Annotated in this window: 8 protein-coding genes; 1 reads left to right on the top strand and 7 read right to left on the bottom strand. The window is 36.7% G+C overall.

Features of this window, described 5'->3' with window-relative positions; all coding sequences use genetic code 11:
• Nucleotides 1–74 precede the first annotated feature (74 nt).
• The 7 genes from AC07UM_RS11015 to AC07UM_RS10985 form a co-directional block, all read right to left on the bottom strand.
• On the bottom strand, nt 75–2144 hold the full coding sequence (locus AC07UM_RS11015) for an FIDD domain-containing protein (protein WP_494683457.1): 2070 nt from the start codon (nt 2142–2144) through the stop codon (nt 75–77).
• A 103-nt stretch (nt 2145–2247) separates the two neighbouring features.
• On the bottom strand, nt 2248–2850 hold the full coding sequence (locus tag AC07UM_RS11010; RefSeq protein ID WP_494683458.1) for a hypothetical protein: 603 nt from the start codon (nt 2848–2850) through the stop codon (nt 2248–2250).
• Nucleotides 2851–3152: 302 nt separating this feature from the next.
• Nucleotides 3153–4388 carry an MFS transporter gene (locus AC07UM_RS11005; protein WP_124532418.1) on the bottom strand — a complete coding sequence of 412 codons (1236 nt, stop codon included), beginning with the start codon at nt 4386–4388 and terminating at the stop codon, nt 3153–3155.
• Nucleotides 4389–4480: 92 nt separating this feature from the next.
• Complete coding sequence (locus AC07UM_RS11000; RefSeq protein ID WP_103232018.1) at nt 4481–4843, bottom strand: hypothetical protein; 363 nt, start codon at nt 4841–4843, stop codon at nt 4481–4483.
• Nucleotides 4844–4912: 69 nt separating this feature from the next.
• Nucleotides 4913–6412: a GH3 auxin-responsive promoter family protein gene (locus AC07UM_RS10995; protein WP_494683459.1), complete on the bottom strand. Its 1500-nt coding sequence runs from the start codon at nt 6410–6412 to the stop codon at nt 4913–4915.
• Nucleotides 6413–6546: 134 nt separating this feature from the next.
• On the bottom strand, nt 6547–6840 hold the full coding sequence (locus AC07UM_RS10990; RefSeq protein ID WP_103234181.1) for a hypothetical protein: 294 nt from the start codon (nt 6838–6840) through the stop codon (nt 6547–6549).
• A 184-nt stretch (nt 6841–7024) separates the two neighbouring features.
• On the bottom strand, nt 7025–7420 hold the full coding sequence (locus AC07UM_RS10985; protein ID WP_494683460.1) for a hypothetical protein: 396 nt from the start codon (nt 7418–7420) through the stop codon (nt 7025–7027).
• A gap of 245 nt (nt 7421–7665) precedes the next feature.
• On the opposite strand from AC07UM_RS10985, the gene mfd reads away from it, so the two are divergent.
• The gene (mfd, locus tag AC07UM_RS10980) at nt 7666–11034 is read left to right on the top strand and encodes a transcription-repair coupling factor (protein ID WP_494683461.1); all 3369 of its coding nucleotides are present in this window, start codon (nt 7666–7668) and stop codon (nt 11032–11034) included.
• Nucleotides 11035–11138 lie beyond the last annotated feature (104 nt).

The raw sequence follows: 11138 nt of genomic DNA, 5'->3' as shown, positions 1-11138 counted from the left end.
AATTGAAGATCAATAAATTTTTTATCACAATTTAAAAAAGAAAAAGCCGCCAAAGCGGCTTTTAATATTATATATTATTCTCTGTTTTTTACAACAATCCAACCTGAAAACTTGAAAGGAGTATTCTTTTTGTCATTTTCATTCCATGTTACAGAATACCAATAGGTACCTGTTGGGATTTTCTTACCTGCGATGGTTCCGTCCCATTTGTATCCATTGGATTTATCTCCCTGGTGGATTTTTGTTCCGTATCGGTCGAAAATGCTCAATACAAGACTCTGTTTGTCTGCCATAGCAGAGTAATCTACTACATCATTCACACCGTCTCCGTTTGGCGTAATCATATTGACAAGGTTAGGAACGACTACTGTAACTTCAATGGGCTCACAGTCGTAAGCATCTTTTACATATACTTTGTAAGTTCCTCTTGCTACATTAGAAAATGTATTGGAGGTCTGCCATAGGATTTTATCCATAGAATACTGGTAATCCGGTGTACCTGCTATAACATTAATCGTTAATGTAGTATTGGATACCTCAATGCCAGTTACTACTGGCTGCTCAGAAGGGTAAATCGTAACCTTTTGAGTCGCAATACATTCTCCAGTCTTTAATTTTACCCAGTAAGTTCCTACGCCAACATTTTTGATGGATTGAGTAGTTGCTCCTGTACTCCATTCGTAGCTGGCGAACCCAGGTCCTGCATCAAGAGTTGTAGTATCTTCCATACAGATGATCTTATCTTTCAGAACACTCGATGTCACGGGAGGAATTACCGTTAAACCGATTTTTACAACCACATAACAGCCTCTGGTGTCAGATACTCTTACGTATACTACACCGTTTGGTGCAATATAATTTGCGTTTACAATCTCATTAGTTGAATCTATTGCATCAGTTAATGAAGGGAAGAATTTCTTCGTGATACCAGCTTGTGGTGTGATCACAGCAGCATTGTTAAGGTTGAATAAAGCTGTAGAAGGATTAGTTTCTATAAAGCATGATCTTAACTCAGCATCTTTTGCAATAATTTGTGGATAAAACTTAAGCGTAATTTCTGCAATATCAGAACATCCAAATGCAGAAGTTACTTTTACATATATTTTACCTTCTGCAGAAACAAACTGATAGATGTTTGTAATCTCATTGATTGAGTTGTTCAGATCATATAAAGTATGGTAATATTTTTTTGTGACGGTAGGGTCAGCAATAACATTTGCTGTCGTAAGATCATAAGTTGCAGTTCCTGCATTGTTATTATTACAGCTGGTTAAAGTAACATCTGCCGCTGTGATGGTTCCATCTTTAAACTTAAAGGTGCCCATTTGTCTACACTTGTTGATGGGATTGTTTGCATTCGCCGGATCAGTATAGCTGATACTGTAATAATATATCCCTGTAGTTGTTACAGTCTGTGGCCCGGTGATTGGGTTGTTGGCTGTTAAAGCATCATTTTGGCTTGTGTGGTACGTAACGGTGAAGTTAGGATTACCGTTAAGAATGCCTGTTGATAATGAAGCAAAATCAAAAGTAGCAGGATTTGTACAGATCACGACTTCTCTTGGATCTGCTGGGTTTGCAGCTGGTATTCCTGGCGGAATAAATGGATGCGGCTGTATATTAGGATCAGAGAATGGAGAAGATAACGTAGCGGTTCCACCCCATGACATTTTAAAACCATTTGCAGATTCACTGTGGTTGTTTACAATCAGATAATAGGTTTCTCCGGGTAATACATCGATGTATTTTGCCCATCTGTCTCCACCTACTACATCACATAGGTCGGTAGAAGGCATGTTAAGTCCTGTGATACCAGGGGATACCGCATAAGAACCACGGAGTGGAGTACCTCTGGTGGCACATGTTTTATTAGGACCGAATACTGCGAAGTCATAATCATTGCCCAGATCATTGGGAATAATTTCGAATGTAAGCGTTCCTGCTGTAGCAATGGTAAAAGTATACCATACTGAGTATCTTTCGTTACTAAGACATCCACCAATGGTTTCAAGAGTGTCACCGTAACCATTCGGGGTGTATGAAATATCTGTGTTACCACAGACAGCCATAGCTGTAGCACAGTCAGACTGCGCATATAGAATACGTGAGAATATTATTAAGAAAATGAGTAGTGTTTTTTTCATAGGATAAGGTTTTAAACAAATATTAAAACGTTGATGATTAAATGAGTTTTTATCACGTTTATACCATTTTTGAGAATAGTATGTTGTAATGTCACTCTCTTTTTTATTGGCTAATCACTTGCTTGCCCCAGCTTGGAGAAGTAGATGATGGATTGGCTGCATTAAGTTCATTCGCTGCTTTTTGGTGCAGTTTTACAGCTTCCAGTTTATTGTTAGACAATTCAGCTATTTCAGCTTTCAGGAATGTAAGTCTTGGATTATCCTTAAGTTGAGTATCTGCTTTTGACATATATGCAACAGCAGTTTTCAGAGTCTTCTGAGGTTCTGCAGCAGCTGTTATTCTGATTTTCTGCGTATTGATAAGTCCCAAAAGCGTATTGATTTCTCCGTTGTTTTTTTCTGAAGCAAGAGCCTGTGCCGCAAATTTTCCTGCAGCCTCATTAGATTCAGCCATAGGTTTGTTTGTCGTGTATTTCAACAAATACTGTGTCTTAAGATACATTGCAACAGCAGCGTAGTAATTAGCTTTCCACTTTTCAGAAGTTTTTGTTTCGGAAAATGTTTTAAAAACAGTATCGTAGTCACTGTCTGTCTTTGCATTATCGAGCTGCAAAGCAGTTTGCTGTAAGGTTGGATCTGAAAAAAATTGAGCATTCATTAGTGAACCTGTCACTAAAAAGCTCAAAATTAGTAAAAGTTTATTCATAGGGGATATTTTATGAAGCAAATATAAAAAATTATTAACGTTAAATTAAAGATTTTAAGATATATTTAATGAAACTAATGTATTGGTTTTTAATATTGTATTTTATTTTTTTGGTATAATTATATCAAGATCATAAAGATATTGGTGTTTTATCTGAATATTTAAGATTTAATCCTTAAATACATTTGAAAAAAACACGTATAAAAGAAAAATCAGAATAGAAAACGTTCTATTCTGATTTTAAGTATTTCGAATTATGAATAATTTCAAATAGAATTTGAAACGTATTGTCAATCAATATATTAATATTGCATTTTTCTTAGTTTAGGATTGGTGCTTCCTACAAGTAAAGCCACTAAAACAGTCATGCATCCTCCAAATACAACGGAGCGTACAACACCCAGTAATTTGGCCATGACTCCACTTTCGAACTGTCCCATTTCATTGCTGGACATAATGAATATTGAATTGACACTAAGAACACGTCCTCTTATATGGTCAGGTGTTTTTAGCTGTACAATGGTGCCTCGTATGACCACAGAAATTCCGTCAAGCATTCCACTCATCACCAGGAACATGAATGATAACCAATATAGCTTGGATAAGCCAAATCCAATGATGCAAAACCCAAATCCAGTGACAACGGCGAGAAGAATCTTACCCTGATTTTTTCGAAGAGGAACAATAGACAAAATAGTAATAATACACATGGACCCAATATCAGAAGCCGCATTCAGCAAACCGAAACCTTCAGCTCCTGAACTTAAAATATCCGTAGCAAATACCGGAATCATCGCTACTGCACCACCAAAAAGTACCGCAAACATATCAAGGCATAATGCCCCTAAGATTTCTTTAGTTTTAAAAATATAGGAAATTCCCTCACGCATACTCTCCACAACATTGACTGTTTCTTTTTTGTACTCGGAATACTGCTTGTGAAGCTGCCAGAAAAATAAGGAAGCAACAAATATTAGTGCTAAAATAGCAACCAAGGTCCATTTTACTCCAATATATCCGATAAGGATACCACCTATGGCATGTCCGCATACAGATGATATCAGGAACGTTGCCTGATTGAGCGTTACAGCATTGGGTAGATTTTCCTTTTTTACAATTTTAGGAATCATAGAAGGAACGATGGGTCCTATGAAGGCTCTCGCTATTCCAGTAAAAAAGATAACTCCATAAATATAGTAAGTAATCTGATGTCCGGTGAAATGCATTTTTACATCCAGAAATGCAGGAATCAGCAGGAGTCCGATCAGAAAAATATAAGCATAATTGCAGATAAGAAGCAGCTTCTTTTTTTCATTCATGTCGATAACATGTCCGGCGTACAGCGCGCAGCTTACAGCGGGTATTACCTCCGAAAGCCCGATAAGGCCTATTGAAAAAGGATCTTTTGTTAGTTGATACACCCACCATCCTAATAAAGTGGCCAGCATTCTGAAAGCTAAAACAATGAAAAATCTCCCGGTGAGAAGATTTCTAAATTCAACATTTTGTAATGTTTGTAACGGGGTAAAGGAAATCATGAACAAAAATAGCCCTAAAAATCTATTTAGGACTATTCATATGTTGATTTTTAAAAGATATATTAAATATATCCTGAAAGATAAAATCTATTTTAGTCAGCTCTTGAAGAACTGATTACAATGGCAGCAACACCTGCAGCTCCGATAATTGTAGCTCCAGCAGCAATTCTTGCTTTTCTTCTGTCTTTTACAGCCGCTACATTAGATTTAGGGATAACCACTTCTGTACTGTCTTTTTTACCAGCTGTACCTACAAGATTATCACCAACGACATTTCTGAATAATATGGTCTGTTTCGGAGAACCGTCCCTCATCGTAACCTTATATACCTTGCCGGCTTCCAGATTAGAATAATTGTTTTTTGAAATATCATCGCTGTATTTTGTAGTAGCACAAGATGTAATAACAAATAAAGACGTTAATAAAGATGATTTTAACAGTACAGATGCTTTCATTATTTTCTTTTAGTTTTTCAAATTTATAATTTTTTTTGAATATACGTTTTTGGAATTGAAAAAATATGATTAAAATTTGTAAATTTCTAAGAGATCTGCAATGTTTCTGTCATTAGCCAATCTTGGAGTCTTGTTCTGACCTCCCAATTTTCCCTGGGATTTGGCATATTCATGAAAAGCATTCTTTTTGAGTCTGGAAATCTGCAGTTTCTGTAAAATATTTCCTGAAATCAAATCATCATAATAAGTGTTCCTCGCTCTCAGCTGCTGATCCAGTTCGTCTCTGAATGCTTCTAAATGTTCAGGTTCCTTTTCAAATTCAATCAGCCATTCGTGGTAAGGAAGCCCTTCTCCTGGGTTTACCTGTGGAGCAAGATGGAATTCAGTAATCTGTGCAGAATGCTTTTCAAGGGTTGCTTTCATCGCTTCTTCCACCTCAAAAGCAATCACGTGTTCTCCAAATGCCGAAGTGAAATGTTTAGTCCTGCCGCTTACCAGAACCCTGTACGGATCTTTACTTATAAATCTCACAACGTCTCCGATAGAATAAGCCCAAAGCCCGGAATTGGTCGTAAGAATCAGCGCATAATCTTTATGAAGTTCAATTTCTTTTAAAGTTAATCTTCTTGCTCCTGGCTTGCCATATTCTTCCAGAGGAATAAATTCATAAAAAATTCCATGGTTGGTCAATAATAGAAGTCCTTCCTTTGTATAGTCATCCTGAAAAGCAAAAAAACCTTCAGAAGCCGGAAAAGTTTGAACAATATCCACTTTTCCGCCCAATAAATCTTCCATTTTATCACGATAAGGCTCGTAATTCACTCCTCCGGTTACAATAAGCTGCAGGTTAGGAAACAATTGCTTGATCTTTTTCCCATGTTTTTCGGTCAACTTCTCAAAATACATAATCAGCCATGGCGGGATTCCGGAAATCAGGGTCATATTTTCACGCTCTGTTTCTTCAACGATTCTGTCTACTTTAGCTTCCCAATCTTCAATCATGTTAGTTTCCCAGCTTGGGAGACGATTTTTTTGAAGATAATTGGGGATGTGATGGGCTACAATACCTGATAATCTTCCGGTTTTTACTCCAAAAACTTCTTCCAGCTCAGGGCTTCCCTGCAGAAAAATCATTTTCCCGTTTACGAAATCAGCGTTATCCTTTTTACTGATATAATGAAAAAGAGCACTTTGGGCACCCGCAATCTGAAAAGGCATTCCTTCCTTAGAAATCGGAATGTATTTGGATCCGGAAGTCGTTCCCGAAGTTTTGGCGAAATATTCCGGAGTTTCTGTCCATAGAATATTGGACTGTCCTTTTTTTACTCTTTCAATATAAGGTTTCAGATCTTCATAGTCGGCTACAGGAACTCTGTCCTGGAATTCTTTTACAGAATGGATGTTTTCAAAATCATGTTCCCGCCCAAAAAGTGTCTTTTGAGCTGTATTCACCAGAGAAATTAATAAATCCTCCTGGTTTTTCCCAGCATTTTTTTTGAAGTCCTCCGCTTTCTGAACATGTTTCCTGGCCCAGATAAGCGCTGCATTTTTCTTGAAGAAGTTTAACATGCGTCAAATTTATAAATAAGTAGAGAATCTGGAATCATTTTTTGCGAAGCTTCATAAAAAAAACCAATGGAACAAGTTCCATCGGCTTTTCGAAATTTGATTATGAAAATAACAACTATATGTTAATGTTATGCTTATTTGTTCTCCTTGTATCTTTTATCTGGAGTACCGTCTTTTTTTACGTGTTTGTTTTCTTTATATCTTTTGTCTGGTGTGCCATCTTTTTTCATTTTGGCAGCGGGCTGGGCAGGTTTAGCTGCCTTAGCATCCATCGCTGGTTTTGCAGCTTTTACTTCTGCAGGTTTAGCGGCTTTCACTGTAGTTTTTACAGGAGGTTGAGCTTTGGCGCTTGTAGCGGGAGCAGTCTGCTGAGCAGTTGCAAGTCCTAATCCCAAGATTAATGACATTGCAGATAATAATTTTTTCATAAGAATACTGTTTGTTTTTTTTGCTGAATAAAGATATACAAAAAGCAGGCTAAAAAAATGAGATTTCTAACCTTAACTAAAGTTTATTACAGCTTAAAAAAAAATTAAAACGGTTCATTGACAATAAAAAAGCCCGTCTTCAGTGTGAAAACGGGCTTAGGTAATAATATATAAATAGACATGGCTAGCGTGTACAGTTTGCTGTCCACGTTTTGCCATCTTTTGCAAATAAGATTTTTAAATTATTATTGTCAATTCTGATATACGAGGTTCCTGTAGAACCTATCATTACAAGAGTATGATCACCTTCCTGGTTAAACTCTATTCCGTTAAGATCCGGAATACTGTTGGAGAAAGCGAAATTATACTTGGTACCGCTGGCAATCTTTGTTACAAATACACTTCCGTTATCTGTACTGATATTGGTAGAGCCACCGTCATTATAGGAAACCTTTCCTTTATAAGTTCCTGCAAAGAATTCGTTATTTACAGGGTCGTCATCTTTGCTGCACGACGAAAAAGATAATGCTGTAAATAGGAACAGCATCATAACTCCCAGGATTTTCATTGCTTTTTTCATAATACTTAAATGTTTGGTTAGGTTTAAATGGCCAAACACTATGCCATGGGAAGATTATTGAATTTTTTTAACGAGTTATTAAATAAATTTGTAATAAATTAAGATTATTGAGCTAAGTCATTCATTTTAAATCTGAAAGTCTTTCCCTTTTTTAATCAAAGAAAAAATTATCCGTACCTTTGTATATCATCAACGGTTTCGGAAAACTCCCGAAATCGCTTTTGTCGTTTATACCATTACTATTTATGCAGTTAAAATCCATCAACGAAAAGTTTCTTCCAGATCTTATGCAGAAAGAGTTCGGGAAAGAAATTTTCACCCAGTTAGAAAACAGCCAGCATATTGCCGTAAAAGGAAGTGCCGGATCTTCAGTTTCTATTTTTGTAGCTGAGCTTTTTTTGGTTCAAAAGAAAAATATTCTTTATCTGGTAGATGATAAAGAGGATGCGTTGTATGCCAATACAGAGATGGAAGACCTTCTTGGAAAGGAAAAAGTGTTGTATTTCCCGGCAACCCATCTTGAACCCTATCAGGTTGAGAAAACCCAAAACGCCAATCTTGTTTTAAGGACTGAAGTTTTAAATAAGATCAATTCCGGGAAATCTCCGAAAGTCATTGTAGCCTATGCTGGGGCTCTGTCTGAAAAAGTATTGAAAAAAGAAGACTTTAAAGCCATTTCTCATCATATAAAAGTAGGTGATCAGCTGGATTTTGATTTTGTAGATGAGCTTCTTAATCATTATCATTTTCAACAGGCTGATTTCGTTTCCGAACCTGGAGAGTTCTCTATAAGAGGGGGGATCGTAGATGTATTTTCCTATTCATATGAAAAGCCATATAGAATAACATTCTTTGGTAATGAAGTGGAAAGTATCAAAACCTTTGATATCGAAACTCAGCTTTCTGTAGATAAAGTAAAAGATTTTCAATTGGTTTCCAATATGAACTTTTCCGTGACGGGAAGCAGGGTATCACTGCTGCAGTTATTGCCTGAAGGAAGTTTTGTGATTTCCAAAAACGGAATGGTAGGAATGCAGAAAATCAGGACATTTTATGAGAAATCTCTGGAGAAATATGATACATTAAATAAAGATATTGCCCACAGGACTCCGCAGGAACTTTTCATTTCTGATCAGGAATTTTTATTTGATTATAAAAAATTTAAAACGGTTGATTTTGGAGGAATGGTGATTGAAGGGTTGAAAGAAATCACAGAAGTTAAAATGGAACAACTTCCTCAGCCTTCTTTTCATAAAAACTTTGAGCTGCTGATTGAAGATATTGAAGAGAAGCAGAATGAAGGATTTGATACCTGGATTTCCTTTTCAACAGAAAAACAAAAAGAAAGACTGGAATCTATTTTTGAAGAGCTCGAAAATGAACTGCCTTTTAAGAGTTTTAAGTCTGAACTGCATGAAGGATTTGTAGACAACGGACACAAATTGCTGGTGTATACAGATCACCAGATCTTTGACCGTTATCAGAGGTATAAGGCTAAAAATACTTTTGCTAAATCAGAGCAGCTTACCCTGAAAGACCTGATGTCTTTGAAAATAGGAGATTATATTGCTCATATCGACCATGGAATCGGGAAATTTATGGGATTGGTGAAAGTAAATAATGATGGTAAAATTCAGGAATGTTTTAAATTGACCTATAAAAACGGAGACTTATTATATGTAAGCATTCACTCTTTGCATAAGATTTCGAAATTCAACGGACCGGATGGAAAAGAGATCGTTTTGAGCAAACTGGGATCTCCAAGCTGGAAATCCTTAAAACAGAAAACAAAAGCTAAGGTAAAGCAGATTGCTTTTGACCTTATTCAATTATATGCCCAGAGAAAAACAGCAAAAGGTTTTGCTTATACTCCGGATTCTTATCTGCAGAATGAATTGGAGGCCAGCTTTATTTATGAAGATACTCCGGATCAGGAAAAGGCTACTGTAGATGTTAAGAAAGATATGGAGGCGGAAACGGTCATGGACAGGCTTGTTTGTGGTGATGTTGGTTTCGGTAAAACGGAGGTTGCGATCCGTGCGGCATTTAAAGCCGCTACAGATGGTAAACAGGTTGCCATATTGGTCCCTACAACAATTCTTGCTTTCCAGCATTATAGAAGTTTTAAAGAAAGGCTTAAAGATTTTCCGGTAAATGTTGCCTATGTCAATAGATTCAGAACGGCTAAACAGAAATCAGAAACCTTAAGTGCTCTGAAAGATGGTAAAGTAGATATCATTATTGGGACGCATCAATTGGTAAGCAGTTCTGTTAAATTTAAAGATCTGGGACTACTGGTTATAGATGAAGAGCACAAATTCGGGGTTTCAGTAAAGGATAAGCTGAAAACACTTAAAAATAATGTTGATACGCTTACACTTACGGCAACTCCTATTCCAAGAACTTTACAGTTTTCTTTGATGGCTGCAAGAGATTTATCAGTCATCAAAACACCGCCGCCTAACAGACAGCCTGTGGATACACAGCTGATTGGGTTTAGTGAAGAAATTCTTCGTGATGCCGTTTCTTATGAGCTTCAGAGAGATGGTCAGGTTTATTTTATTAACAACAGGATTGAAAACCTGAAAGATATTGCGGGGCTTATTCAGAGGCTGGTTCCGGATGCAAGAGTCATCACAGGACATGGGCAGATGGAAGGAAAACAGCTGGAAAAGAATGTGCTGGATTTTATGGAAGGAAAATATGATGTTCTTGTTTCTACAACCATTGTAGAAAGTGGAGTGGATGTTCCGAATGCCAATACCATTTTCATTAATGATGCGCAACGATTTGGGATGGCAGACCTGCACCAGATGAGAGGAAGAGTAGGGCGTAGCAACAGAAAAGCCTTTTGTTACCTGATTACTCCTCCTTATGATATGATGACTTCAGATGCCAGAAAACGTCTGGAAGCAATTGAGCAATTTTCTGATTTGGGAAGTGGTTTCCAGATTGCGATGAAAGATCTTGAGATTCGTGGTGCCGGTGACCTTCTGGGAGCTGAACAGAGCGGGTTTATCAATGAAATGGGATTTGAAACCTATCAGAAGCTGATGCAGGAAGCGTTGGAAGAATTGAAAGATGATGCTGATTTTGAAAACCTGTTTGATAATGAAGAAGACAGGCAGAAGCTTTTCAAATCTGTAAAGGATGTGAATATTGATACTGATTTAGAACTGATGTTACCAGACTTCTATATTTCCAATACGGAAGAAAGATTGTTGTTGTATCAGAAAATTGCGGAAATCAATAATGAAGTAGATCTTCATCAATTTGAACTTGAATTAATTGACCGTTTTGGGGCATTACCTAAAGAAGCCGTGAACCTTTTGAAGAGCGTTTCTCTGAAATGGCTTGCAGCAGATATTGGTTTTGAAAAAATTGTGATGAAAAATGGGGTGTTTTTAGGCTACTTCCCGGGAAACCCTCAGGATAAGTTCTATCAGACAGATAGATTCAGGCATATCATTAATTATTTAACCCGAAATCCTGCAGAGGCCCAACTTAAAGAAAAGCCCGGAAAAGAAGGTAACCAATTGATGATGAGGAAGGAAAGGGTGAAAAATGTAGATGAGGTTAATATATTGCTAAAAGCTATTATTGATCATAATTAAATTATAATTTTCTTTTTATTATAAACAAGTTTATAAAAGATGTGAAAAGTCTATGAGAATCTTAAATTTTCATAGACTTTTTTGTGATTGTTATCATGTTTTTA

Source organism: Chryseobacterium sp. GW821-FHT04C04, from assembly GCF_059420365.1.
This window is presented reverse-complemented; position numbering and strand designations above follow the sequence as displayed.